Below are 24,631 nucleotides of genomic sequence, written 5' to 3' on the forward strand. Positions count from 1 at the left end.
TTAAACTATTCCTTGTTCAATCACATGACCCTCAGTTAAATAAGCTTCTAAAACTTCTTTGATTTCTTTTTGTATGGTAGCGAAGTCATCCGCTAAAAAATGATAACCGATCACGATCGCTTCCGATGTATCTTCACCAATCATTCCCCGCGTTGAATCTGCTGTTGGACTGCCAAACGGTCCCGATTCGTCGGTTAATACCATTAAATTTTCAATATTGACTGAAGCTTTACCGATTCCTGGATAAGTTTCACCAGCTTCACCCACCGTTAAAGTAATTGGTGATTGGATTTTTGTTACATCGTAAGAACCAAAAGGGATTCTATATTTCAGTGAAAAAAAATTATTTAAATCTACTAAATCATTGATTTGATACAAGCCCTTTTGCTGGGCTACGCGACGCCACAAACTATCTGAAGACGGTCGAAAACGTGCCGGATCTTTCCCTAATGCGCGATAAACCTTTTTAGTGGCGATGATTTGCGGATCCTCTTTAATCTGACCAACGCCCCCAGTCTCTAATTGTTGAAACAGAGGATTTAATAGTTCTTGCCACAATTTTTCTTGGTGATCTTGATTTTTAAAAGAAACTAAGTGATAACTTAAAGTGACACCTAATTCCTTTAATGTTGGACTGACGATTAATTCCATAAAACACCTCTTCTTTTTAAAGGGATCTTAATAGTTTATTTTCCTATCTAAAAGTATAATAAAAAAAAGGAGGTTTTTCTATTGAAAATTACCTATCACGGACATTCGGTTTTATCAGTGGTTACTGACGACGGCACAAAACTATTATTTGACCCTTTTATTAACGGTAATTCCCTCACTGATTTGGAAGCCAGTAAAGTAGAGACAGATTATATTTTGATTACTCATGGGCACAACGATCATATTGGTGACATGGTAGAAATTGCCAAAAATAATGATGCGACAATTATTGCTCAACCAGAAATTTTACATTTTGCAGCGACACAAGGTGCTGAAAAAGGTCATCCTATGAACCTTGGTGGGAAGTTCGATTTTCCTTTTGGTCGGGTGAAAATGATGCACGCTCAACATAGTTCTGGCTACGAATTTGAAGGTAAAATGCTTTATATGGGTGATCCAGCTGGTTTTATTTTGCAAAGTAATGGCAAAACGATTTATCATGCTGGCGATACTTCAAATTTTGGTGACATGGAATTATTTGGTAAAGCCTTTGAAATCGATGTAGCTTTCTTGCCAATCGGTGATAATTTCACGATGGGACCACAAGAAGCAGCTAGTGCAGCCAAACGACTAAAAGCTAAAAAAGTCGTCCCGATTCATTACAATACTTTTCCTTTAATCAAACAAGATCCCGACAAATTTGTAGAACTATTACCAGATGGTATTGGTCAAGTAATGGCGGTCGGTGAATCAATCCAACTATAAAGCTGAGGCATCTCTATTATGAGGTGTCTTTTTGTATCCAAACAAATAATGGGGCATTTCAATCCCACGATAATGTTTGACCATTCTTTTTTTAATGATAAAACCACAGCGAATCGCGACGTTCATGGAGGCAATGTTGGTATCTCTGGTAGTAATAATTAATTCCGTATAATTTGTTTCTAGCCACGTCCAATCTCGAACCGCTAGAGCGGCTTCTGTAGCGTAGCCTTGATGCCAAAATTCTTGTGCCAAATGATAACTAATTTCGGGGAAAAATTCTCCGTCAATTTCTTGTAAAATCAAACCGCATTCGCCAATAATTTCACCAGTTTCTTTCAATTCCAATGCCCATAAGCCAAAACCATTTTCAGCATAGGATTTTACATTCCAAGCTAACCAATTGGTGACTTCTTCATCAGAAAAAGCATGTTCATAAGCGGACATCACTTCAGCATCCTGTAAAAATTTATTCAAAAGGATTTGGTCTCCGTCACGCCACTCTCTAAATATTAATCGTTTTGTTTCCAAACTAAAAAACTCCCCTTGATAATAGATTTATTTATGGGATAATTTTATCAGAAAGATGCTTCATTAGACTAGGAGGAATTAGATGTTAAATTTTGAGAGCGATTACTTAGAAGGGGCACATGAAAAAATCTTGGCTAACTTGGTGGCAACTAACGAGGAAAAATTAACTGGTTATGGAAATGATATTTATTGTCAAAATGCCCGTCAAAAAATTCAAGCAGCTTGTGAAAAACCAGATGCTGATATTTATTTTATTTCTGGTGGTACGCAAACCAATGCTTTAGTGATTGCTTCGATGCTAAATAAAACAGAAGGTGTGCTAGCAGCTGAAACCGGACATATCACTACTCACGAAACTGGAGCGATTGAATTTACCGGTCACAAAGTATTGACTTTACCGCAAAAAGTTGGCAAAATCTCAGCCACTGACGTGAAGCAATATATGAAAAATTATTGGAATGATGGCAACCGTGATTTTGCGGTGCAACCTGGCATGGTTTATATTTCTCAACCAACTGAATATGGGACGATTTATTCTAAAAAAGAATTAACGGACATCAGCGCCGTTTGTGATGAATATAAAATTCCTTTGTTTGTTGACGGGGCTCGTTTAGGTTACGCCTTGGCAAGTTCAGAAAATGATGTAACTTTAGCAGAATTAGCTGATTTAGTAGATGTTTTTTACATTGGCGGTACAAAAGTTGGTGCCTTATTAGGAGAAGCCATCGTCTTCACTAAGAATAATACCCCAGCTCATTTTGTTCCAAATATGAAACAGCAAGGCGCCTTATTAGCTAAAGGACGTGTATTAGGGATTCAATTTGATACTTTATTTACCGATAATCTATATTTTGAAATCAGTAAAAATGCAATTGAGTTAGCCGATTTATTAAAAGCTGGCCTAAAAGAAAAAGGTTATCAATTTTATCTAGATTCCCCAACAAATCAACAATTCATTATTTTGGAAAACAAAAAAATGGAAAAATTAAAAGAACAAGTTGCTTTTGGTTTCTGGGAAATCTTCGACGATAGTCACACAGTAATTCGTTTTGCTACGAGCTGGGCAACTAAAAGAGCAGATATTGAAGCCTTATTGGCGATTATGTAAAGAGTTTTTTATAAATTGGAGCAGCCTAGTCTGCTTCAATTTTTTTATTTAACAGTTGACCTTACGATTGTTTTCATGGGAAGATAAAGCGATTCGAATGAGAGGATGTTTCGACTTTGTTACCACTAAATAAGCCCCCCTGTTTGCTGCTGAAAACCTAGATTAATAATTAAAGGAGCAGCTTCATGGAAGAGAAAAAAAGTTTTATTTCATGGCCAGTTTTAGCCATGATGTCTTTTGTTACAGTTATCGGATTTGATGATATTATTTATAATTTTGCCAATCAAGGAATGGGCGTAATTACTTCTTGGGTGATTTTGCTGTTACTTTATGTAATCCCTTATTCATTGATGGTAGGACAATTAGGCTCAGTTTTTAATCATGAAGGTGGCGGCTTAACTTCATGGGTCAGAGGAACTAGCGGCGATCGGTTAGGCTATTTTACTGCTTGGACTTATTGGGCGGCCTCAATTCCTTACGTAGTAGACACCGCCAATGCGGTAGTGGTTGGTTTTGGTTGGGTCATTAATGGGAATGATTCGTTAGAAGAGCAATTGTCTAACTCAATGTTTGCGTTGTTAACTTTTGTCATTTTTTTAATATTTATTTTTTTACAACGTCATTTCAAAAAGTCTTTGGAAGTGTTAAGCACACTAGGTGGTGGGGCAATGTTTATTATGGCTATTTTATTTGTCGTGATGACCTTCACTTCCCTATTTATGCCCAATGGTCATATTGAAACGCAACCAATGAATTTTCAAACCATTTTGCCAAAGTTTAATTTACATTATTTAACAACAATTGGATTATTGATTTATGCCATTAACGGTGCCGAATTGGTCGCCCCTTTTGTGACTCGGATGAAAAAACCAAAAAAAGATTTTCCTAAAGCAATGATTATGTTAACAGTGATGACGATTTTCTTAACGGTCTTTGGTTCATTCTCATTAGGAGTTTTCTTTAATGCCCATAACTTGCCAAATAATTTGAAAATGAACGGTTCTTACTATGCCTTTCAACGTTTGGGGGAATTTTATCATCTAGGAAATACCTTAATGTATATCTTTGCCATTACCCAAATTATTTATATGTGTGCTTTATTGGCAGTTTTATTGGATGCGATGACTCGGATGTTGATCTCTGATACCGGTAAAAAGTATATGCCGCAAGCCTTAACCAAGTTAAATGAGGATGGTTTACCAATCAATGGCTATATTTTAACGACTGCCTTGAGTGCCTTCATTTTATTACTAGGGGTTTTCCTGCCAGAGATGAATGATATTTTCAACTGGCTGTTGAACTTAAACGGAATTATTTCTCCCGGTGTCACTTGTTGGATTTTTTACGCCTTTATCAAAATTCGACAAGATACGCAAAAATTTCCTTCCGATTATGTCTTTATTAAAAATGATCGCTTCGCCGTATTTGTCGGTATGTGGTGTTTGATTATTACTGCAGTTGCAACAATTTTTGGAATTTTGCCACAAGATGCCCCTTATGGCTCTTCACTTTTCTGGCACGAATTAATTATTAATATTGTCGGAATTGTCGTTTTAATTGGATTAGGTTTTGTAATGCCGATCTTAGCAAAACGTGAACGTCTAAAAAAAGGTGAAATTTAAATGAGAAGTCCGAAAATTTTTCGGGCTTTTTTGCTATTGCTATGAGCGACAGCTTCATGTTAGTATTGATTTTAATTATTTTCTCATTTTAAAGAAATGAAGGTGTTGGGATGATTCTTTTGGGGTCTGTTGTAAATGGTTTAGCAATTATTGCCGGGAGTTTGTCAGGAGTGGTTTTACGAAATATTTCTGAACAGACGAAAGATACTGTAACAAAAGGAATTGCTTTAGGGGTGATTGCTTTAGCTGTCCAGATGGCGATTACCGCCAAGTCATTTATTCTAATTATTATTGCGATTTGCATTGGTGGCATGATTGGTGAAGGTTTAAAAATTGAAGATGCCATGACAAAATTGGGTCTGTTTTTAGAACGGCGTTTTGCTCGGGGAAATAGCAATTTTGCTGAAGGTTTTGTCACGGCTAGTTTGATTTATTTAATTGGTTCTATGGGGATTATCGGTGGGATTCAAAGTGGTGTGTCTAATGACCACACTACCCTATTTACCAAAGCAGTGATGGATGGTTTTATGTCGATTATGTTGACTGCTTCACTAGGGATTGGCGTATTATTCTCAGCTTTTCCGGTAATTATTTATCAAGGATTAATCGCAATTTTTGCCAGTATTATCGTGAAATATCTACCACCTGAATTACTGACTCTCTTAATGGATGAAATCAGTGCGATTGGCGGACTGATGATTATGGCAATTGGCTTTAATGTTATGAAATTAACCAAAATCAGAGTCTCAAATTTTTTACCGGCTATTTTAGTTTTAGTCGCTATTTTAACTGTTCAATATTATTATTTTTAAGATAGACGTTTTAATAAATAATATTTGGTGATACCGCGAACTGGCACATCTATTAGTTCTGCAAAAGATTGATAGCCTTGTTTCAAATAAAAATCTAGCGCCTGATAGCTTTTAGTTGTTAAAGTTATAGTGGTTAATTTTTCTGTGAGTGCAAAGGCTTCAACTTTTTCAATCAGCTTAGCCCCAATCCCTTGATTTTGTTGCTGCGGCGATACCGCCAACAAGGATATATGTAGGCTTTCTCCGGTAATTTTAGCAGTAATACCGCCGACAATTTGATCGGCTATTTCTGCTGAAAAAGCGATGGTCTGAATAGGCATAGCTGAGACCGCTTTGTTCTGCTGGTCAAGCGCTAATAAATCGGTCAAAATCGGTGTTAATTTTTGTGGGGAAATATTGTTTATAATCATTAGAACCTCCAAGAAAGGATAAAAAATGAACGAAAATTTTTGGGATGATTTCGCCGAAGAATACGACGAAATTCAAGCAGCTTCTTTTACAACAATTGAAAAAGATCTAACTGATTTTTTGCTCCAAGCAAAAATTTTACCTCAGTCTAGTATACTTGATTTAGCTGGTGGCAGTGGTAGATATATGGCATTTTTTCAATCTTTTACAGAAAGATATCTACTAGTGGATTTCTCAAAAAAAATGATTGAGCTTGCAAAAAAGAAGGCCAACTCAAAAGTTGCCTTCCTGCAAATGGCACAAACGGAATTCTTTCAACAGCCACAACATTTTGATCTCGTTTTTTCAGCGATGAATCCGGCTTTAAAAGCTACTGACTTGCCTACTTTTAATCGTCTCAGTAAAGATTGGTGTTGTTTATTACGGGTCATTGAAGATTCTGACAGCTTATTTAGCCCATTTGAAGCTAAGAATCCTGATTTAGCAATCAACCAAAGTTATAAAAAAAAGCTCGATCAATTACAGATTAGCTATCAAACCAAACAATTTACTTATCAACATAAAGAAATATACGAAAAATCTTTTTTCCATGATTATTATCAAGACGAACTTTCCTCAGAAGATTTGGCGAAACGACTAAACACCGTATTTGGCGATCAATTAACTAAAGAAAATATTCACCAGATTACTTTTGAAATCATCTATTATCAAGTCAAGGGCACGAGTTAATTCTTAAGTGCCCTTTCTTTTTCCCATTTCAATAAGTATAAAGATAAAATAGCCGCAATCAAAGATAATCCAGTCATTAATAAAAAGACATGGTGAAAAGCTGTCAAAAAGGTCGTCCCTAATTGAGGCGTGATATATCGTACACCTGGTAATTGAGCAAATAAAACCGTCGAAGCAATCGTAATCCCCAAACTCATTCCAATTGTTCTAAAAAAAGAAGTCAAAGAACCTGCCACACCTGTTAAACTTTTATCTACATAGGAAATGGCCAAAGAATTATTAGGCGCCAAAAACATTCCCATACCTACACCATTCAATAAAATTGGTAATAAAACTAGCGGCCAATTAAATTTAAGAGGAAACATTGTATAGCCTATTTGAGAGACGGCTAAGACTAACAAACCAGCAATAATTAATTTTCCTGATCCTATCCGATCAGCTAAACGTCCTGAGATTGGTGAAACAAATAACATCACACTAGATTGCATAATCATAATTAAACCAGCAATCAATGGTGATATACCATTGAAACTTTGTAAATAAAACGGCAATAAAATATTCGAGGCAACATTCACCAACATGGCCAAGAATAAAGCGAACATTGAAAAAACAAAAGGTTTATTCCGTAAAATGGTTGGAGAAATCCAAGGTGTTTGACTGTGATCATCTTGCATAAAGGAATAAATTGTTAAAACGGCTCCTAGAATAAAAGCTGCTATACCGATTAAATAGCTTAACTTTGGGTTTTGAAAAAATAAACTACTTACAGACAAAACAATAATTCCCACTGAAAAAACGATTTGCCCGAACCAATTGGCACCAGCTAAAGATTTTTTTACAGTCGCTACCGATATTTTAGGGAAGGTAAAAACCTTCAAACCAATTAAAATAAATAAAATTCCCAAAGGTACATTGATCAAATAAATCAAGCGCCATGAAGTAAAGGATAAAATCAACCCACCGATAGCCGGACCAGAGATGGCTCCTACTGAAATAAACATCGAGGTAATTGCTAATAGTTCGCCACGGTTTTTAGGTGTGGACAATTCTGTCGTAATGCCAATTGAGTTTGCCATTATCATTGCCGAACCAATCGCTTGCACGACCCTCCCCAACAATAAAATCGTTAATCCTGGTGCCAATCCATTCACTAATGATCCCAATGTAAAAAAAATGCCACCCATTAGGAAAACAAATTCCTTTGAAATCATATCTCCTAAATGACCAAAAGCAACTAGCAAGATGGTCGTTGTAATTAAGCCTACTTGAACAATCCAAGTAGCTTGGTTATTGGTTATTTGTAACGCTTGACTAATATTTGGTAAGGCCAAATTGGTACTTTCTCCTGATAAAGAAGAAAGAAATGAAAACAGACCCAAAACAATAATTGGGTCTGATAGTAATTTGCTTTTGCTGGCCATAATCGAATCCCCACAATCTTTGTTTCCATATTTGATAATCCAAAGTATAGAACCAATCAAGTTTTTTTTCGATTATTTTCGACCCGTCAAATTATACTATTTTTTTATTATTTTTTAACCAACAATTTAAAACTTGTAAATAGCACCCACTACCGATTTTTTTTAAAGCATAACCGATAATCAATAATAAAAGCAGTAAAGCAAACATATGTACAAAAACCGTCGGCCATCCGAGCAAATCTGCATCCAAATAACTGTATGGATAACACGAAAAACTATTTCTTAACGGTAAGTAAAATGTTGCTCGAACAACTATGAACAACCAATACAATAACGGAAAAACGATCCAAGTTAAAGGTTTCGTCTGCTTAATATCCGCCCTTGGTACAAAGATAAACCAATCCAGCAACATTAGCAGTGGTAAAAAATGATGCAATAGAAAAATAACTCTTGGATCCACTGTGCTAGGTGTGGTAAAAAAATTATCAGCGACCGAGGAAAGGACAGCAAGCAAAGTTAACTTACCTAATAGATTAGCAGAGACGTCTTTTGAAATAAATTTCCGTTGATATAAGCTTTGAAAAAAACTAGTAAGAACTAAAAAAAGATACGTTAAAAAAATTAAAAAATCACTTTGAATCGTATAAAAAATCAACTGAAAACTATCAAAATCCCCACTTAACATCCCCAGCTGCCAACTCAATCCTACACCACAAATAATTAGTATAAAAAAACGAAATGTATTTTTTATTATTTCTCTCATCAAATCCTCTTTCTTTTTCTTTATCCTTCTTATTATAACTAAATATTTAAAATAAGGAAGATTATCTAAGTCCTATCCAACCTTTAAAAAAAAGTTTATAATAATTTTGAAAGGGGCGTCATAAAAAATGGATGAAAAAGCATTTCAACGTATCAAAGAGTTAACTGAATTACAGGGAACCAGTGGATTTGAAGAAGACATTCGTAGCTATATGAGAAAAGCGCTGACACCTTTAGTTGATGAAGTCGCACAAGATGGCTTGGGAGGTATTTTTGGCTTAAAACATGCTGCTGCCGAAAAACCACGGGTCATGGTTGCTGCTCACATGGATGAAGTTGGTTTTATGCTAACAGAAATTACACCAAGAGGTTTGTTCAAAGTTACCCCATTAGGTGGCTGGAACCCTTATGTTGTTTCTGCTCAACGCTTTACGCTAAAAACAGCTAATGGAAATTATCCTTGTATCTCCTCTTCCGTTCCGCCGCATTTATTAAGAGGAACTAGCGGTCAAGGACAAATTAAAGTAGAGGATATTCTATTTGATGCTGGCTTTGAATCTCAAGCAGAAGCTGAAAATTATGGCGTGCGACCTGGGGACACCATCGTACCTCTAGTAGAAACCATTAAAACGGCCAATGGAAAAAATATCATCAGTAAAGCTTGGGACAATCGTTATGGCTGTACAGTCGTCTTAGAAGCGCTAGAAGCTTTAGCCCAAGAAAAACTAGATTATACCTTAGTCGCCGGCGCAAATGTCCAAGAAGAAGTTGGCTTGCGGGGAGCAAAACCAGCAGTCACAAAATTTCAACCAGATTTATTTTTTGCGGTGGATTGTTCAGCAGCCGATGACACTGTCACAACCAAAGGAACTTTCGGACACTTAGGTGAAGGGACACTCTTACGGATTCAAGATCCTGGAATGATCTTATTGCCTCGCTTAAAAGAATATTTATTAGATATTGCGGCAACTCATCATATTCCTTATCAATACTTTGTTTCAAAAGGCGGTACTGATGCTGGCGCTGCCCACACATCAAATCAAGGAATTCCAAGCACAGTGATTGGTGTTTGTGGTCGCTATATCCATACCCACCAAACGATGTTTAGCATTGCGGATTTTGATGCAGCTAGAGAAATGTTGATTCAAGTTTTAAAAGGCTTAGATCAAAGTACCATCGAAACCATCATCGCTGGAAAATAATTAAGAAGAAACAAAAACGTTGCGTTCTTAAAAAAATTCCTGTAGTATCCACTTTACAATAAAAGAAGATTCCTTAGGGGAGTAATCGACAACTCGAGTAGTTGTTATGATATCAACAGTAAGTTAACGCATCGCGTTCTCTGGTATCATATGAAATGGTGAGACCTAAGACAAGTAAACATCACTTGTCTTAGGTCTCTTTTTTTATTGAATTGGAGGAATATAATGGAAATTTATCAGAAAAATATCAAAGATTTACAACAGACACTGCAAACATCAGAAAATGGTTTGTCGGTTGCCGAAGCGACTAAAAGACTGGCAGAAAATGGTCCCAATCAGTTAAAAGAACAACCAAAAAAATCTAGTTGGCGACTATTTTTAGACACCTTTAAAGATGCCATGGTAGTAGTACTGTTAATTGTTGCGATTATTCAAATGGTGATGGGCGCTCACGTTGAATCCTTAGTAATTTTTGCAGTATTATTACTGAACTCGGTAGTGAGTGTGATTCAAACTAAAAAAGCAGAAGGTTCGCTAGATGCACTGAAAAAATTATCGGCTCCTGATGCCGCTGTAATACGTGATCAACAAGAAATTCAAATCCCAGCTAAAGATTTAGTCGTAGGTGATTTAGTTATTTTAGAAGCCGGTGACTATGTGCCAGCTGATGGGCGATTGGTTGAAGCCGGCTCTTTAAAAGTAGACGAAGGGATGCTAACTGGTGAATCGACGCCAGCAGAAAAAGACTTAGCCGTTTTAAATGGCACTTTACCGGTGGGTGATCGTGATAATATGGTTTTTAGTGGCACAATTGTTACCTATGGTCGTGGCAAATTTTTTGTTAGCGCAACTGGTAGCCAAACTGAAATTGGACAGGTTGCCAATCTATTAGAATCTACAACCGAAAGTAAAACCCCGTTGCAACGTGGCTTGGATCGTTTCAGTAAAAAATTAAGTTTGGCAATTTTAGCCTTATCAATCTTAATTTTGGTGGTTCAAATTTCGCGTTTATTTATTGGCGGTGCGCCTACTAACTTAACGGAAGAAGTTATCAACGCCTTTATGTTTGCGGTCGCGGTCGCAGTGGCGGCGATTCCTGAAGCTTTACAGTCAATTGTTACCATCGTCTTATCATTAGGAACGAAAAAAATGGCTAAACAACATGCGATTATTCGTAAGCTGCCAGCCGTTGAAACTTTAGGATCCACAAGTATTATTTGTACTGATAAGACTGGTACCTTAACCCAAAATAAAATGACTGTGGTTGATTTTTATCTAGCCAATGGTCAATCAGGCGAATTTTCTAACGAACCAAAAAATTGGTCTTTTGATGAAAAACGCTTGATCGACATCAGTGTCTTAGCCAATGATGCGTCAATAGCTGAGGATGGTACCAAACTAGGTGATCCAACCGAAATTGCTTTAATTGATTACAGTCAAAAAAATAATCAAGCTTATCGAGAAATTCAAAAAAAATATCCCCGTTTAGCTGAGTTACCATTTGATTCTGATCGTAAACTAATGTCTACCCTTCATGAAATAGATGGGCAAAAAATCATGGTGACAAAAGGTGGACCTGACATAGTCTTTCAAAGAGCTAGTAAAATTTTACTAGATGGTAAAGTAGTTCCATTTGATCAAGCTGCTCAGAAAAAAATGCAAGCGCAGAATGAAGCTTTTTCCAATCGGGCCTTAAGGGTATTGGCTTTTGCCTACAAAGAAATTAATCAAGACGAGCTGAACTTTGAAGCTGAAAATGATTTAATCTTAGTTGGTTTACTAGCCATGATTGATCCCCCTCGTAAAGAAGTTTTTGCTGCTGTCAAAGAAGCTCGAGCTGCCGGTATCAAAACAGTCATGATTACAGGTGATCACAAAACCACCGCCGTAGCAATCGCCAAAGAAATCGGGATTTTTACAAATGGTAATCAAGCTCTAACTGGTTCAGAATTAGATCAATTAACTGATGCTGAACTTACCGATCGTCTGGCTGATATTACTGTTTATGCGCGGGTTTCACCAGAAAATAAAATTCGGATTATTCGCGCTTGGCAAGCCCAAGGTCATATCTCTGCTATGACTGGTGACGGTGTCAATGATGCACCGGCTTTAAAACAAGCCGACATAGGGATTGCTATGGGAACTGGAACTGATGTGGCAAAAGATGCCGCTGCGATGGTTTTAACCGATGACAACTTTGCTTCAATTATTAGCGCTGTAGCTGTTGGTCGAAATGTTTTTGACAATATAAAAAAAGCAGTAGCCTATTTATTCGCAGGAAACTTAGGGGCGATTATCGCGATTGTTTTTGCCTTAATTATCGGTTGGGACAATCCTTTTACGGCACTACAATTGCTGTTCATTAATCTAGTCAACGACTCTTTACCAGCTATTGCTTTGGGAACTGAAAAAGCTGAACCAGATATTATGGCAAGAAATCCACGAGATCCTGATAAAGGAATTTTTACTGGCAAAACATTGATTTCAGTGACTTATCGTGGGATTTTGATTGCTGCAGCCGTCATCTTTTCACAATGGTTTGGTAACATGACCAGTCCAGAAATTGGTGTTGCAATGGCTTTTACCACTTTAATTTTTAGTCGTACATTGCAAACTTTTCCAGCACGCTCGAATACTGAGACAGCCATTCAAGCTGGCTTCTTTTCAAACAAAATTGTTTTAATTGCCGTACTAGTGAGTGGCTTATTATTTGGTTTGACATTATTGCCAGGAGTACGAGAAATTTTCGCTATTCCAGCTGATTTCTCCCTTGGAAATATTGGTCTTGCTCTAAGTCTAGCTTTATTAGCTGTTTTCTTAATGGAAATCACCAAGGTATTCTTGAATAAACGTCCGCAAAAAAATTATCAAGCGGCTAAAAATCAACAATAATAAAAAGAGTTGAGCAATGAAGCTGCCCCTGACAGTTAGCCAAAAAACTAACTTTCAGGGGCGCTACAAAATTCTCAACTCTTTTTTTAGATATATTGTAATTCTTTACTTTCTTTATAAGCGTGGTCAATTAAGCCGCCGCCTAAACATTCCATTCCATCGTAAAAAACAACTGCTTGTCCAGGTGTAATGGCACGAATAGGTTCGTCAAAAATAACTTCTGCCCGATTACCTTCCAATAAATGAACCGTCACAGGTAAATCTTCTTGGCGATAACGGAATTTTGCTGTACAACGGAATTCTTTTGGTTTTTCTTCATCCGTAGTAAAGTGAATTTCGCTAGCATCCAAGCTAGTCGCATACAAAGCTTCATTATGAAAGCCTTGCCCTACATATAATGTATTAGTGGTTAGATCTTTGCCGATTACAAACCATGGATCTTGCGTTTTTCCACCGCCGCCAATTCCTAAGCCTTGACGTTGACCAATCGTATAATACATTAAGCCATCATGTTGTCCTTTGACTTCTCCGTCTAAAGTAACCATGTTGCCTTTTTGAGCTGGCAAATAATGACTTAAAAATTGTTTGAAATTCTTTTCGCCAATAAAACAAACACCGGTAGAATCCTTCTTCTTAGCTGTAGCTAAATCAGCGCGTTCAGCGATTGCACGAACTTCTGATTTTTCCATTCCGCCTAAAGGAAACATTGTTTTAGCCAATTGTGCTTGAGATAATTGACTTAAGAAATAAGTTTGGTCTTTGTTATTGTCCACCCCGCGAAGCATGTGAACGACACCATTTTCATCAGTTTCTACTTGGGCATAGTGACCAGTAGCGACATAATCAGCGCCTAAATCCATTGCATAATCTAAAAATGCTTTGAATTTAATTTCTTTGTTACACATCACATCTGGATTTGGTGTGCGCCCAGCGCGATATTCTGCTAAGAAATATTCAAAAACCAGATCCCAATATTCCTTTTCAAAATTAACCGAATAATACGGTACACCAATTTGGGCAGCCACTTTAGCGACATCTTTGTAGTCTTCCGTTGCTGTACAGACACCATTTTCGTCAGTGTCATCCCAATTCTTCATAAAAATTCCCACCACGTCATAGCCTTGTTCTTTTAAAAGCAAAGCTGTCACGGATGAATCTACGCCGCCAGACATTCCTACGACGACGCGCGTGTTGCTGTTAGACACAGTATCACCATCATTTCATTTAAATTCCGAAAAAATTATCGATTTGAAGGTCGCAACTTTTCAGTAATCTGCATTATACAACAATTTAAAAATAAATTCGAGAGGAAAATTTTTTGACACTTTGTATCATTTGTATTAATATAAATAATACAAGGAGGCATGATTATGATTTTAGAAATCGATCCATTATCAGAAGAAGCGATTTATTCACAACTGAAGCGCCAAATCATTATCGGCATTGCAAAAGGCGAATTAAGTGTTGGCGAACAATTACCGACAGTTAGACAAATTGCTGATGAACTGGGCGTCAATACCATGACTGTTTCTAAAGGTTATCAGCAATTAAAAGAAGCGGGTTACCTAATTGCTGACCGCCGCAAAGGAACGGTTGTTGCACCATTACCAGTGATTACAAAAGAAAATCGTGACGAAAGCCTTACTTTGATTTTAGCGGAATTGGCGCTTTCCGGTATCACAGAAAAAGAATTGCTGGAAAAAGTTGCAACTATTCTATCCAGCTTTAAAAAAGGAGCTGATCAATCATGATGGGAACCATCATTTTTGTCATATTTGTTTTTTGTAGTTTTATCATGGCCTTTACCGGCGGTTTGGCAGCGAAACCTCACAATTATGTGGTGATTGAAAATACCTTTTCACCAGAACATGTAAATGATCCACAAGTCACTACCTTAGCAAAAAAATATCGGAAAAGATTATTTCAAGTGGCTACTATTTACTCATTGATTTCCTTAATCTTTTTTCTACCAATGAAAGACTCTATCTTTATGACCTTATTCTTTCTAGTATTTTATGCTTTAATTGCTAATTTTTACTTTTTGCAAATTCGCTACATTCGGAAGATGCACAATTTAATTGTTCAAAATCATTGGGAATTAACCGAGGCACCCGTGCAGATGAATACCCAAACGATTATCGAGAAAAATCGGAAAATAGTTTCAATCTGGTGGTTTGTTGCTGCTCTAATACTAATTATTGCCGGTAATGTTGTTTTGCTTTCCTTTAACCAAGGTTTAGGTATCATTATGTTAATCACTATGTTGGTGACTTGGTTATTATTAATCGTAGGCTGGTACTATATTAAACGTTTACCAGTACGAGCGCTGACTGATGATCAAAAAATTAATCAGCAATATAATGACTTAACCAAATTTTACTGGTCCAGTATGATGGCCGGTATGAGCATCGGCATTACGTTAATGATATTTATTCCTATGTTTAGCATCTATATGAAACCTAGTACCTTCATGATTTTTATGATTGTGGAATTTATATTGATGTTCCTTTTAATTGGTTTTACTCTCTACTGGTTATTACGTTTACGAAAAAAACAAGATGCATTACTGAGTCAAACACCGACATTTCGTTATCGTGGCGATGATTATTATTGGCGCTTCGGACTTTACTATAATCCAAACGATCATCGCTTAATGATTCCAGATCGAGTTGGAATGAATATAGGTGTCAACATTGGCCGTTTGGGAGGTAAAGTCTCGATGGCTATCGTAGGAATTATTTTGGTAGTGGCGATGGTGGGTACCATTGGACCGATGTATTTCTTAGATTATCATCCTAATCCCATGACTTACCAAGTTGAAACCAACGAAATCATTTTAGATGCGCCTTTTTATCCTTCAAAAGAAATTGCCTACAATAATATTGAAAATGTTCGTCTAGTGAAGCAATTACCTGACCACTTTATAAAAACAAACGGTTTGGCAACTGACCACTATGCTATCGGCAATTTTCAAGACAAACAAACAAAAATTTCCATGTTTGTCATTAATAATGATCAACCGATTTTAGAAATTCAAACCAAACAACGCACCTATTATTACACCAATAAACAAGCAAAAAAAACCAGAGATGCCTATCAAGCTATTTTGGCTCATCTGCCCTAATAAAAAAAGCGCTGCGGAAATCCCGCGGCGCTTACTTTATTATCTTGGTTAATTCAGTTAATTGGTTAAAAATTTTCTCCGCCGACCAATCCCACCATTTTAGTTCTTCTAGTTGACTAATTTTTTCTGCTGAAAAACGCGATTTAATTATTTTAGCCGGATTGCCACCTACAATGTGATAAGACGGTATATCCTTTGTAACGACAGAATTAGCAGCAACAATCGCGCCATTACCGATTTTGACACCTGGCATCACCGTCACGTTTTGTCCGATCCAGACATCATTACCGACAATGGTATCCCCTTTAAAAGGTAAATCACTCAGTTCTGGCGTAGCTTTTTCCCAACCATGTCCCATAATGTTAAAAGGATACGTCGTGATACTATTCATCCGATGGTTGGCGCCATTCATAACAAATTCAATCCCACTAGCGATTGCACAAAATTTACCGATAATTAATTGATCCCCTAAAAATTCATAGTGATGAGTCACGTGCTGTTCAAAATTTTCTGATCCATTCGCATCATCGTAATAAGTATAGTCACCCACAGTGATATTTTTTCGAGTAATCACATTTTTAATAAAGCAAACACTTTTAATCGCTTCATTAGGATAAATTGCTTTAGGATCTGGTCCGTAATTCATCAACTTCACTCCTTAAAAAAAGCACTGCAACCAACTTGCAATGCTTCAATTTATTTTAATTTTTTTATTTCTGCTTCTTTTTCAATAGCGATAACATCGATGAGATTTTCGGAAATTGGTGCCCCAAAAGGTAATTTTTCAGGTAATAAATCCCGCTCCGGTGCATCGACACCAACGTTGATATCTTCAGCAATCGGCATACTATAATGGTGAATGTGCCCATGCAAATTACGGATATTTACCGTTTTACCTAAAAGCATCGGATAATGGGTCAAATAATATTGATGGTGATTAAATTTTACAATCGCACCAACATCATGGAATTCAAATTTATTGGAGCCATCTGGCATTAATGGATCATTGGCAGCCAAAAAATTAAAGAAAGCCCGTGAATCGTGATTGCCTTTAATAAAAATAATCCGACCATTTAATTTTAATATTTCCGCTAAAATTTCATCATTTCCCCGTTCATACAACGGATGCATCGCCACGTCGCCTAAATGATAAACCACGTCTTTATCCTTGACTACTTGATTCCAGCCGTCTACCAATGCTTGATTCATTTCTTTCATGGTATCAAAAATACGTGGAGCAAAATCATTGTCCCCCAATAGATTTTCATGGAAAAAATGCGTATCGGAAATAAAGTACTTCATCTCTCTCACCTACATTTTATGACTTAGGTAAGTTATACCCTTGTTTTTTTAGTTTATCTTGGTATTTTAACTTCACAATTTCAATCAAGACCGCTACCTGCGATAAATCCTCGATATTATGTTCATCAAAGTCTGAAGTTCGTTGAAAGCCGCTACCAGTGTCTAACACGTGACTTTTTTTATTCCATTCTTCAAATTCCGCTAATGTGTTTAAATTACCAATCGGAAAAGCCATTCCATCCCAAATCTCAGACAATCTAAAGATAACAAATGCTGTATCAACAATCGGCTGCTTTTCATCGCTTGTTCCATGGTGAATTAATACTTTTTGAGGATGAAAAGTTAAATACCAATCCAATAAAACAAAAAAAGCTGGCCAACGATTTGGGTTATCAAACATTTTCTCTGTGTCTTTTGTACACCTAAATAACAAAGGAATCAAATATTTCTTCTTATATTGCCACATCGGTAAAAAATCAACGAAATAATCTAGGTAACGAGTTAAATAACTATTTCCTTGATATTTTCCAACTCGATAATCATCCACGCCATAGCTTTGCAGTTGTTTTGCTAAGCTGGCACAATCTTCTATTGAAATACTCAAGCCTGTTAACAGGCGATATTCAGAAATAATTTTATGATGGGGGACTGTCTTAATCTTATGTACCAAATTCTCACCTTCTCCTAAGATACAAAAGTACGTATCTAAATAACAACTTGAAAACGATTTTGTTATTAAGAGTGTACCATATTTATCTTGCCTTGCCTTCTGATAAACAAAAAGAAATAAATTTTATCCCCGTAAGAATAAAATTTATTTCTCTTATTTTTCGCTTTTAGTAAATAAACCCCGATCAATCATGCCATCCATTAAGAAATAAAATTTCTCTTGCACCAATTGATTTTTTTCATCTTTAAAAATATTGAAAGTTTTTAAACCGTTGGCAGTCGTCACTGACATTTTAAAGCCGTTTAATTCTTTGTCGACTGTGATTTTTAATTTGAATCCTTCTTTACTTTGGGGTGTTGCATTCAGCGGCATAACCAATTGAAAATTGCCAGCTTTGGTTTCTTTAAATCCATTGTCTCGCAAAGTATAGCGTTTGGCTTCAGGAGCCAACTTATATTCAAATTTTGCGCCTTCAACAGTATCCATTTGACTGTATCCCATCATTTCACCTCATTTATATTCTTTCATTCTTATTATAGAGATGTTTATCTGGCATTTCAATCTACTTTGCCAGCTCTTGCAAACTAGTCACCAAAATTTTGGAAAAATCGCTCATTTGCGCTTCTGTATTTCCTTGACCAAAACTAAAACGTACCGATTCTTTGATTTCAGGTGCATTTTTGCCATAGATTGCTTCTAATACGTGAGAAGGATCAACGGTTCCAGCTGTACAAGCAGAACCAGTGGAAACAGCGACTCCTTTTAAGTCCAGTTTCATCAACAATAAATCATTAACTACGCCTTTAAAACGCAGATTCAAGATTTGTGGTAATTTATGATCAAAATCGCCGTTAATCGCGTAAGGAATTTCAGCAGCATCTAAGGCAGATAAAATCATGTGGCTAAAGCTTTGGTACATTTCTGTCCGTTTCTCGCGTTCTTCTGGCGTCAAAATTTCCACTGCTTTGGCTAAACCAGCAATGCCGGCGATATTTTCTGTTCCAGCCCGGCGTTTTTCTTCTTGTTCACCACCTCGTAGTAAAGCTGGCAATTTGATGGCATCATTTTTAAATAAAAAGCCCACGCCTTTTGGTCCGTTAATTTTATGGGCTGAAATATTTAATAAATCGATCCCTAATTCATGAGGACGAATGTTTTCGATCCCATAAGCTTGAACTGCGTCACTGTGGAAATAAGCTGGATGATCCGCTAATATTTCGCCAATTTCTTTTATTGGCATCAGATTACCAATTTCATTATTGCCATACATGACAGAAACTAAAATCGTATCCTCTCGCAACGCAGCTTGAAATTCATCCAAAGAGATGCGGCCTTTTTTATCCACACCTAAATAAGTAACTTCAAAACCATTGTCTTCTAAATACTTCATAGTATTCATGACAGCTGGGTGCTCAATCGCAGTTGTGATAATGTGTTTACCTAACTCAGCTCGAGAAAAAGCCACACCTAAAATTGCCGTATTATCTCCTTCGGTACCACCACTATTAAAAATAATTTCATGAGGTTTCACCGCCAAACTTTTAGCTACAATATCTCGCGCAGCCATTAGTTTCTCAGCAGCTTCACGACCAATTCCGTGAATACTAGAAGGATTACCATAAATATTACTCATTACGTCAGTCATTTCTGCGATGACTTGTGGATTCATTGGGCTAGTCGCTGCATGATCTAAATAAATCTTTTCCAAAAAAATCGAACCTTTCTGCTATGTAAGTCGTTTTATTCTAACACACAAGAAAATAGACTGCCAAAAATTATGACAGCCTTAAATATAGCGTGGTAATAGCTGATTAAATTTCTCGGCTTCCTCCCATTGTGGGAAATGGCTGGAAACTTCAAGCCATTCAATGTCTTTAGCCGAAGAAATTCTTTGGTAATAGCAGGCCAATAAGTCTGCCGAGACATGTTGATCGTGGCGTCCCATAAAAAATACTACTGGCACTTCAAAGTGCGTGATTTCAGAAAAATCAACCGTCATCAATTCTGGCCATAAGGTTTGAATCGCTTGTAAAGAGCCTTTTTCCCGATTCAATAAATCCTTCAAAGAATATTCCCGAGAGAAAATAAAGTCTTTCACCAGTTGATTGTAATTGGATTTTCCATACAGAGACCGGCGATACTTCACAACTTTTTTCGTGACAAATAATAAATCTTTCAACCAATTTTCGTCATTTAACGCTTGATTGACTTGCAGAAGTTGGATAGTTGTTTTCTTATCTTGGCGTGCTTGGCTTTCGGTCAAAACAAATTGACACTGCCGCTGAAAATTTTCCTGCATATTCACTACTTGACCAATGCCAAAATATTTTTCAATTAATTCAGGATGTTGCTGGATAAATCTCAGACCTAAGACACTGCCCCATGAATGTCCTGCTAAATAAAGTTTTTCTCGTTTAAATGTGGTTAGCAGAATTTTTATCAAAGCCAATAAATCGGCTTCAAAAGTCGCCATATCAGGCAGCTGGTCATCAAAAGGATAATAGGATTTACCCGCCCCTCTTTGCTCCCAATTCACCACAATAAAATGCTTTTCTAATTGCTGATTATACTTTCTCATCAAGGGAAAAGCCGCATCCCCAGGCCCACCATGAAGATAGAGTAATAGTGGTAAATCTGGCTGTTTTCCTCTGATGGAAACAAACTGAGGTTGCCCATTTAATTCAATCATTTCTTCAATAATAATTGCCATAAAACACCTGCCAATCAATTAATAAAAAATGAGGTCTGCAATTAGACCTCATTTTGACATTCTTATTCGTAATTCTTCGGTTCCATCGTGAACAATGGACTCACACTTTGATTATTATAAATACGTTTGACCCCTAAACCTAACAATTCACCACAGCTGATGATAGAAAGTTTATCAGGATGACGCTCTTCTGGGACTGAGACTGAATCAGTCACACAAATATCTTTGATTTCAGTTTGATCTAACAATTCTTTTGCAGGTGTTGACAATAATCCATGAGAAGCGCAGGCGACTACTTCTTTAGCGCCTTCTTTCATTAATGTTTTTGAAGCTTCTACAAAAACGATACCGGTATTTAAAATATCGTCTACCATGATACAAGTTTTTCCTTTAACATCACCAATCACATAGCCTGTTTCGGGATTGTCGGCTTCTTCTTCATCAACAATAGCAATCGTGGTATCCAAATATTCTGCCAATGATCGGGCACGAGTCACACCACTATTTTTCGGTGAAACCACCACATAATCTTCTCCCACCATGCCACGTTTACGATAATAATGAGCAAAGAGCGGCATAGTAAATAAATTATCCACTGGAATATCAAAAAATCCTTGTACTTGCACTGTGTGTAAGTCTAACGTTAGTATCCGGTTGGCACCCGCATCCGTTAATAAATTGGCAATTAATTTTGCCGTGATTGGTTCATGGGGCTTAGCCGTACGATCTTGTCTTGCATAACCATAATAAGGTAACACTACATTGACCGTTTTCGCACTCGCTCGTTTCATGGCATCAATCATAATTAATAGTTCCATGTAGTTATCGTTGACTGGATCATTGGTTGATTGAACCAAGTAAACGTCATAACCACGGACAGTTTCTTCAATGTTGATCGCGATTTCACCATCGCTGAAGTGCTTAACTGTCGATTTCCCCAAACTCACGCCACATACTTCTGCAATCTTTTCAGCCAATGGTACATTGCCATTTAGACTGAAAATTTTAAACTTATTCTCAATAGATTCGTTAGACATGCTGTCCCTCCATTAATTTGTTACCACCAGTTTATCATATATTTTAAGATTTTCATTTAGTTTTTATTTCTTGTAATGAAATTGTCCCATTTCCCCAGCGGGCAGGAATAATTTTTTCAGTCGCGCCCCAGTTGTCGTGGATTTTGTAATAGCGCTGACCGTCATTACTTTCGTAAAAACCATGCACCACTACCCAATGATTGCCATAGGTTGAACCGAAATATTTCGCTAAACCGATCATCACCGGTTCCCCCGCCAAAATCCGTTTTGTTACCCGTTGCCAAGAACCAATGCCTGTGGATCGGGCTCGAAAAGGTAGCTGATATTTATGAAAATACCAATTTAAACCAAAGCTAATTTGAAGCGGTACTGTCGGCAGATCGATTGGCTGCAAAATTGGTTGCAAGATATCAATCAATTTTTTCTGATTTTCAAAAGGTTGACGAGTCGTCACTGGAATCGTTGGTTTTGTCAAAACATCCTGATAATAAGCCAATAAAACACTGCTGGCATAGGTTCCGCATAAGAAGCCACTAGGTGTCTGCCAGTTTTTATAAAAAGAAAAAGCGTTAAGCTCAATCCATTGATTTTTAGGATACAAATAAATTCCTCCTTAACTGAAACGGATAAAGTCTTTTGTATGGTGTATTTACATAATATATATCATAATATAGGAGAAAGGGGCAGATAAAATGGATAAAAATTTATTAAAAGATGATTTATATCAAGCAGTAAATGGTGAATGGTTAGAAACCGCTGAAATCCCTGCCGACAAACCAGCGACTGGCGGCTTTATTGATTTAGTCGATCAAATCGATGATTTATTAATCAATGACACGAAAGAAATGGTTGAAAAGCCAGAATCAGTTCAAGATGACTTGCTAAAAGAATATCTGGCTTATTACCAATTAACTAAGGACTTTGCAAAAAGAGATGCCGACGGAGCAACCCCTCTTTTGCCATTACTAAAAAGAGTAACCGACTTACGCAACTTCTCTGATTTAAATAAACAGATTGATTCCTGGGTACTAGATGGGATGCCTTTACCCTTTGGCTTAGAAATCGATGCCGATATGAAAAATACGCAAATCAATGCTTTGTTTGCAGCAACTACCGGTACCATTCTACCAGATAAAACGTATTACGAAAAAGATCATCCTCAAGCTGAACAACTGTTGCAAATGTTTAAAGAAATGACTTTACAGTTATTTGCATTAGCCGGCTATGATTCACAAACAGCTGAGAAAATAACTGATCAAGCCATTGCTTTTGATAAAGCGTTGGCACCTCATTTGAAAAGCTCGGAAGAAAATGCCGACTATAGTAAAATGTACAATCCGCAAACAGGAACTGAGTTTGTCAAACACTCTCATCACTTTGACTTAGAAAAATTAGTAACTGGTCTGATCGGTCAACTACCTGAAAAAATCATCGTGACTGAACCAGAATATTTTGAGGCACTAGATCAAATAGTCAACGAAGAAACTTTTGAAAAATTAAAAAGCTGGATGCTAGTCATGACTTTAAATGCTTTAACTGGCTATTTAAGTGAAGAATTTCGTCAAATCGGTGGCAGCTACAATCGTGCTTTATCCGGTGCTGAAGAAGCCCGCCCACAAGAAAAAGCCGCTTACTATTTAGCTTCCGGTCGTTTTGATCAAGTCGTTGGTAATTATTACGGTGAAAAATATTTTGGTGCCACAGCCAAAGCAGATGTCAAAAAAATGGTGACTACCATGATTGGTGTCTATCAAGACCGTTTAAACAACAATGCTTGGTTAAGTCCAGCAACTAAAGAAAAAGCCATCTTAAAACTAAGTACCCTCGGTGTGCATGTGGGTTATCCTGATAGTATTCCGGAAATTTATCAACAATTTCGCGTCACAACAGCAGAAGATGGCGGTACTTTATTAACCAATGCCCTCCATTTTGCAAAACTAGTTCGGCTTGATAATTTCAGCAAATGGAATCAACCAGTCGATCGCGACGAATGGGAAATGAGCGCTTCAACAGTGAATGCGTATTACCATCCTTTTAGAAATATCATTGTTTTTCCAGCGGCGATCTTACAGGCGCCTTTTTACAGCCTAGAACAATCTGCCAGTCAAAACTTTGGTGGTATCGGAGCCGTAATTGCCCATGAAATTTCTCATGCCTTTGATAACAATGGCGCACTATTTGATGAATACGGCAATATGAATAACTGGTGGACTGAAGACGATACGACCCATTTCCAACAATTAGCAGATGACATGATTGCCCAATTTGATGGTTTAGAAATTGCTGGTGGCAAAGTCAACGGTAAATTAACTGTCTCAGAAAATATTGCCGATGCCGGCGGTTTGAGTTGTGCCTTAGAAGCTACTAAAAAAGAAGCTGAGGTAGATTTAGCTGCCTTCTTTATCAACTGGGCAACCATTTGGCGGATGAAAGCTCGAGAAGAATATAGTCAATTATTATTGGCTGTCGATGTTCATGCACCAAATAAATTAAGAGCCAACGTCCAAGTGAAAAATCTCCCTGAATTTTATGATACTTTCCATGTGACAGAATCAGACAATATGTATTTAGCACCAGAAAAACGAGTGAGTATTTGGTAAATCACAATCATTGCTGATGATTTTTTTCGTAGACGATTTCACACAAAAAGGTACCAAAATTCGAGAAATTTGAATTTGGTACCTTCTTTTCTGTTTTATAACAAAATTAGCGAAAAAATAAAAGTCCCCTACTTTTTTCATAGCCATGTTCTAATTGTTTTAGACTCATTACAGCAAAAACTAGCATCCTAGTTATCGCCAATCCTCGAATGTAGTTTCATGATTCTATTTTAAAAAAAAACTGTAGATACATCCTTAAAATGGACTTTGTCTACAGTCTGTTATTCT

At 37.0% G+C, this 24,631-nt stretch carries 24 protein-coding genes; 10 read left to right on the top strand and 14 right to left on the bottom strand.

Annotation, left to right across the window (positions count from 1 at the left end):
* A complete protein-coding gene (locus ID741_RS01080) occupies nucleotides 1–651 on the bottom strand; it encodes a B3/B4 domain-containing protein (protein ID WP_218324312.1) in 651 nt (216 codons plus the stop codon).
* A gap of 81 nt (nucleotides 652–732) precedes the next feature.
* Between ID741_RS01080 and ID741_RS01085 the strand changes: the two genes are divergently transcribed.
* Nucleotides 733–1,416 carry a metal-dependent hydrolase gene (locus ID741_RS01085; protein WP_218324311.1) on the top strand — a complete coding sequence of 228 codons (684 nt, stop codon included), beginning with the start codon at nucleotides 733–735 and terminating at the stop codon, nucleotides 1,414–1,416.
* Here the strand turns inward: ID741_RS01085 and ID741_RS01090 are convergent.
* The gene (locus ID741_RS01090) at nucleotides 1,411–1,944 is read right to left on the bottom strand and encodes a GNAT family N-acetyltransferase (RefSeq protein ID WP_438718787.1); all 534 of its coding nucleotides are present in this window, start codon (nucleotides 1,942–1,944) and stop codon (nucleotides 1,411–1,413) included. The two genes, ID741_RS01085 and ID741_RS01090, sit on opposite strands and share 6 nt — an antisense overlap.
* A gap of 82 nt (nucleotides 1,945–2,026) precedes the next feature.
* Between ID741_RS01090 and ID741_RS01095 the strand changes: the two genes are divergently transcribed.
* The 3 genes from ID741_RS01095 to ID741_RS01105 all read left to right on the top strand — a co-directional run bounded on the left by ID741_RS01095 (nucleotide 2,027) and on the right by ID741_RS01105 (nucleotide 5,486).
* Entirely contained in the window at nucleotides 2,027–3,052 is a 1,026-nt protein-coding gene (locus tag ID741_RS01095) for a threonine aldolase family protein (protein ID WP_438718788.1), read from the top strand.
* 185 nt (nucleotides 3,053–3,237) lie between these two features.
* Nucleotides 3,238–4,674 carry an amino acid permease gene (locus ID741_RS01100; protein ID WP_438718789.1) on the top strand — a complete coding sequence of 479 codons (1,437 nt, stop codon included), beginning with the start codon at nucleotides 3,238–3,240 and terminating at the stop codon, nucleotides 4,672–4,674.
* A gap of 110 nt (nucleotides 4,675–4,784) precedes the next feature.
* Nucleotides 4,785–5,486 carry a DUF554 domain-containing protein gene (locus ID741_RS01105; RefSeq protein ID WP_218324307.1) on the top strand — a complete coding sequence of 234 codons (702 nt, stop codon included), beginning with the start codon at nucleotides 4,785–4,787 and terminating at the stop codon, nucleotides 5,484–5,486.
* Here the strand turns inward: ID741_RS01105 and ID741_RS01110 are convergent.
* Nucleotides 5,483–5,896, bottom strand: a complete 414-nt coding sequence (locus ID741_RS01110; RefSeq protein ID WP_438718790.1) for a GNAT family N-acetyltransferase — start codon at nucleotides 5,894–5,896, stop codon at nucleotides 5,483–5,485. The genes ID741_RS01105 and ID741_RS01110 overlap by 4 nt on opposite strands.
* A 25-nt stretch (nucleotides 5,897–5,921) precedes the next feature.
* Here ID741_RS01110 and ID741_RS01115 point away from each other — a divergent pair, with 25 nt between their 5' ends.
* Nucleotides 5,922–6,623, top strand: a complete 702-nt coding sequence (locus ID741_RS01115) for a methyltransferase domain-containing protein (RefSeq protein WP_438718791.1) — start codon at nucleotides 5,922–5,924, stop codon at nucleotides 6,621–6,623.
* Here ID741_RS01115 and ID741_RS01120 read toward each other — a convergent pair.
* On the bottom strand, nucleotides 6,620–8,044 hold the full coding sequence (locus ID741_RS01120; RefSeq protein ID WP_438718792.1) for an MFS transporter: 1,425 nt from the start codon (nucleotides 8,042–8,044) through the stop codon (nucleotides 6,620–6,622). The genes ID741_RS01115 and ID741_RS01120 overlap by 4 nt on opposite strands.
* Nucleotides 8,045–8,135: 91 nt before the next feature.
* On the bottom strand, nucleotides 8,136–8,807 hold the full coding sequence (locus tag ID741_RS01125; RefSeq protein WP_438718793.1) for a Pr6Pr family membrane protein: 672 nt from the start codon (nucleotides 8,805–8,807) through the stop codon (nucleotides 8,136–8,138).
* Between the two features lie 127 nt (nucleotides 8,808–8,934).
* Here ID741_RS01125 and pepA point away from each other — a divergent pair, with 127 nt between their 5' ends.
* Together pepA and ID741_RS01135 are read left to right on the top strand one after the other, a co-directional pair.
* Entirely contained in the window at nucleotides 8,935–10,008 is a 1,074-nt protein-coding gene (gene pepA / locus ID741_RS01130) for a glutamyl aminopeptidase (protein ID WP_438718794.1), read from the top strand.
* Between the two features lie 225 nt (nucleotides 10,009–10,233).
* Nucleotides 10,234–12,900 carry a cation-translocating P-type ATPase gene (locus ID741_RS01135; protein WP_438718795.1) on the top strand — a complete coding sequence of 889 codons (2,667 nt, stop codon included), beginning with the start codon at nucleotides 10,234–10,236 and terminating at the stop codon, nucleotides 12,898–12,900.
* Nucleotides 12,901–12,986: 86 nt separating this feature from the next.
* Here the strand turns inward: ID741_RS01135 and mnmA are convergent, their stop codons facing one another.
* Nucleotides 12,987–14,105, bottom strand: coding sequence for a tRNA 2-thiouridine(34) synthase MnmA (mnmA, locus tag ID741_RS01140; protein WP_438718796.1), 1,119 nt, complete (start codon nucleotides 14,103–14,105; stop codon nucleotides 12,987–12,989).
* 165 nt (nucleotides 14,106–14,270) lie between these two features.
* On the opposite strand from mnmA, the gene ID741_RS01145 reads away from it, so the two are divergent.
* Together ID741_RS01145 and ID741_RS01150 are read left to right on the top strand one after the other, a co-directional pair.
* Nucleotides 14,271–14,651, top strand: a complete 381-nt coding sequence (locus ID741_RS01145; RefSeq protein ID WP_218324299.1) for a GntR family transcriptional regulator — start codon at nucleotides 14,271–14,273, stop codon at nucleotides 14,649–14,651.
* Nucleotides 14,648–16,024: a PH domain-containing protein gene (locus ID741_RS01150; RefSeq protein ID WP_438718797.1), complete on the top strand. Its 1,377-nt coding sequence runs from the start codon at nucleotides 14,648–14,650 to the stop codon at nucleotides 16,022–16,024. The genes ID741_RS01145 and ID741_RS01150 overlap by 4 nt, the downstream gene beginning before the upstream one ends.
* A 31-nt stretch (nucleotides 16,025–16,055) precedes the next feature.
* Here the strand turns inward: ID741_RS01150 and ID741_RS01155 are convergent, their stop codons facing one another.
* From ID741_RS01155 to ID741_RS01190, 8 genes are all read right to left on the bottom strand, one after another.
* Nucleotides 16,056–16,670: a Vat family streptogramin A O-acetyltransferase gene (locus tag ID741_RS01155; RefSeq protein WP_438718798.1), complete on the bottom strand. Its 615-nt coding sequence runs from the start codon at nucleotides 16,668–16,670 to the stop codon at nucleotides 16,056–16,058.
* A 50-nt stretch (nucleotides 16,671–16,720) separates the two neighbouring features.
* Nucleotides 16,721–17,326, bottom strand: coding sequence for a metallophosphatase (locus ID741_RS01160; protein ID WP_438718799.1), 606 nt, complete (start codon nucleotides 17,324–17,326; stop codon nucleotides 16,721–16,723).
* A 16-nt stretch (nucleotides 17,327–17,342) separates the two neighbouring features.
* The gene (locus ID741_RS01165; RefSeq protein ID WP_218324295.1) at nucleotides 17,343–17,996 is read right to left on the bottom strand and encodes a hypothetical protein; all 654 of its coding nucleotides are present in this window, start codon (nucleotides 17,994–17,996) and stop codon (nucleotides 17,343–17,345) included.
* Nucleotides 17,997–18,149: 153 nt separating this feature from the next.
* Nucleotides 18,150–18,497 carry a DUF1831 domain-containing protein gene (locus ID741_RS01170; protein ID WP_218324294.1) on the bottom strand — a complete coding sequence of 116 codons (348 nt, stop codon included), beginning with the start codon at nucleotides 18,495–18,497 and terminating at the stop codon, nucleotides 18,150–18,152.
* A 61-nt stretch (nucleotides 18,498–18,558) separates the two neighbouring features.
* Entirely contained in the window at nucleotides 18,559–19,704 is a 1,146-nt protein-coding gene (locus ID741_RS01175) for a cysteine desulfurase family protein (protein ID WP_438718800.1), read from the bottom strand.
* Between the two features lie 78 nt (nucleotides 19,705–19,782).
* Nucleotides 19,783–20,706, bottom strand: a complete 924-nt coding sequence (locus ID741_RS01180) for an alpha/beta fold hydrolase (RefSeq protein WP_438718801.1) — start codon at nucleotides 20,704–20,706, stop codon at nucleotides 19,783–19,785.
* A gap of 62 nt (nucleotides 20,707–20,768) precedes the next feature.
* On the bottom strand, nucleotides 20,769–21,743 hold the full coding sequence (locus tag ID741_RS01185) for a ribose-phosphate diphosphokinase (RefSeq protein WP_218324291.1): 975 nt from the start codon (nucleotides 21,741–21,743) through the stop codon (nucleotides 20,769–20,771).
* 52 nt (nucleotides 21,744–21,795) lie between these two features.
* Nucleotides 21,796–22,344, bottom strand: coding sequence for a hypothetical protein (locus tag ID741_RS01190; protein WP_438718802.1), 549 nt, complete (start codon nucleotides 22,342–22,344; stop codon nucleotides 21,796–21,798).
* 91 nt (nucleotides 22,345–22,435) lie between these two features.
* Between ID741_RS01190 and ID741_RS01195 the strand changes: the two genes are divergently transcribed.
* Nucleotides 22,436–24,343, top strand: a complete 1,908-nt coding sequence (locus ID741_RS01195; protein ID WP_438718803.1) for a M13 family metallopeptidase — start codon at nucleotides 22,436–22,438, stop codon at nucleotides 24,341–24,343.
* Nucleotides 24,344–24,631 lie beyond the last annotated feature (288 nt).

This window comes from Enterococcus sp. AZ103 (assembly GCF_051714685.1).
In the GTDB taxonomy this organism is placed as follows: Bacteria; Bacillota; Bacilli; order Lactobacillales; family Enterococcaceae; genus Enterococcus_A; species Enterococcus_A alishanensis.

Excerpts from the sequence above, each read along its gene's own strand:
- ID741_RS01095 (WP_438718788.1), top strand. The coding sequence starts at position 2,027 with ATGTTAAATTTTGAGAGCGATTACTTAGAAGGGGCACATGAAAAAATC.
- ID741_RS01160 (WP_438718799.1), bottom strand. The coding sequence starts at position 17,326 with ATGAAGTACTTTATTTCCGATACGCATTTTTTCCATGAAAATCTATTG.
- ID741_RS01195 (WP_438718803.1), top strand. The coding sequence starts at position 22,436 with ATGGATAAAAATTTATTAAAAGATGATTTATATCAAGCAGTAAATGGT.
- ID741_RS01080 (WP_218324312.1), bottom strand. The coding sequence starts at position 651 with ATGGAATTAATCGTCAGTCCAACATTAAAGGAATTAGGTGTCACTTTA.
- pepA (WP_438718794.1), top strand. The coding sequence starts at position 8,935 with ATGGATGAAAAAGCATTTCAACGTATCAAAGAGTTAACTGAATTACAG.
- ID741_RS01125 (WP_438718793.1), bottom strand. The coding sequence starts at position 8,807 with ATGAGAGAAATAATAAAAAATACATTTCGTTTTTTTATACTAATTATT.
- ID741_RS01115 (WP_438718791.1), top strand. The coding sequence starts at position 5,922 with ATGAACGAAAATTTTTGGGATGATTTCGCCGAAGAATACGACGAAATT.
- ID741_RS01145 (WP_218324299.1), top strand. The coding sequence starts at position 14,271 with ATGATTTTAGAAATCGATCCATTATCAGAAGAAGCGATTTATTCACAA.
- ID741_RS01135 (WP_438718795.1), top strand. The coding sequence starts at position 10,234 with ATGGAAATTTATCAGAAAAATATCAAAGATTTACAACAGACACTGCAA.
- ID741_RS01110 (WP_438718790.1), bottom strand. The coding sequence starts at position 5,896 with ATGATTATAAACAATATTTCCCCACAAAAATTAACACCGATTTTGACC.
- ID741_RS01100 (WP_438718789.1), top strand. The coding sequence starts at position 3,238 with ATGGAAGAGAAAAAAAGTTTTATTTCATGGCCAGTTTTAGCCATGATG.
- ID741_RS01155 (WP_438718798.1), bottom strand. The coding sequence starts at position 16,670 with ATGAATTACGGACCAGATCCTAAAGCAATTTATCCTAATGAAGCGATT.
- ID741_RS01170 (WP_218324294.1), bottom strand. The coding sequence starts at position 18,497 with ATGGGATACAGTCAAATGGATACTGTTGAAGGCGCAAAATTTGAATAT.
- ID741_RS01180 (WP_438718801.1), bottom strand. The coding sequence starts at position 20,706 with ATGGCAATTATTATTGAAGAAATGATTGAATTAAATGGGCAACCTCAG.
- ID741_RS01185 (WP_218324291.1), bottom strand. The coding sequence starts at position 21,743 with ATGTCTAACGAATCTATTGAGAATAAGTTTAAAATTTTCAGTCTAAAT.
- ID741_RS01120 (WP_438718792.1), bottom strand. The coding sequence starts at position 8,044 with ATGGCCAGCAAAAGCAAATTACTATCAGACCCAATTATTGTTTTGGGT.
- ID741_RS01105 (WP_218324307.1), top strand. The coding sequence starts at position 4,785 with ATGATTCTTTTGGGGTCTGTTGTAAATGGTTTAGCAATTATTGCCGGG.
- ID741_RS01150 (WP_438718797.1), top strand. The coding sequence starts at position 14,648 with ATGATGGGAACCATCATTTTTGTCATATTTGTTTTTTGTAGTTTTATC.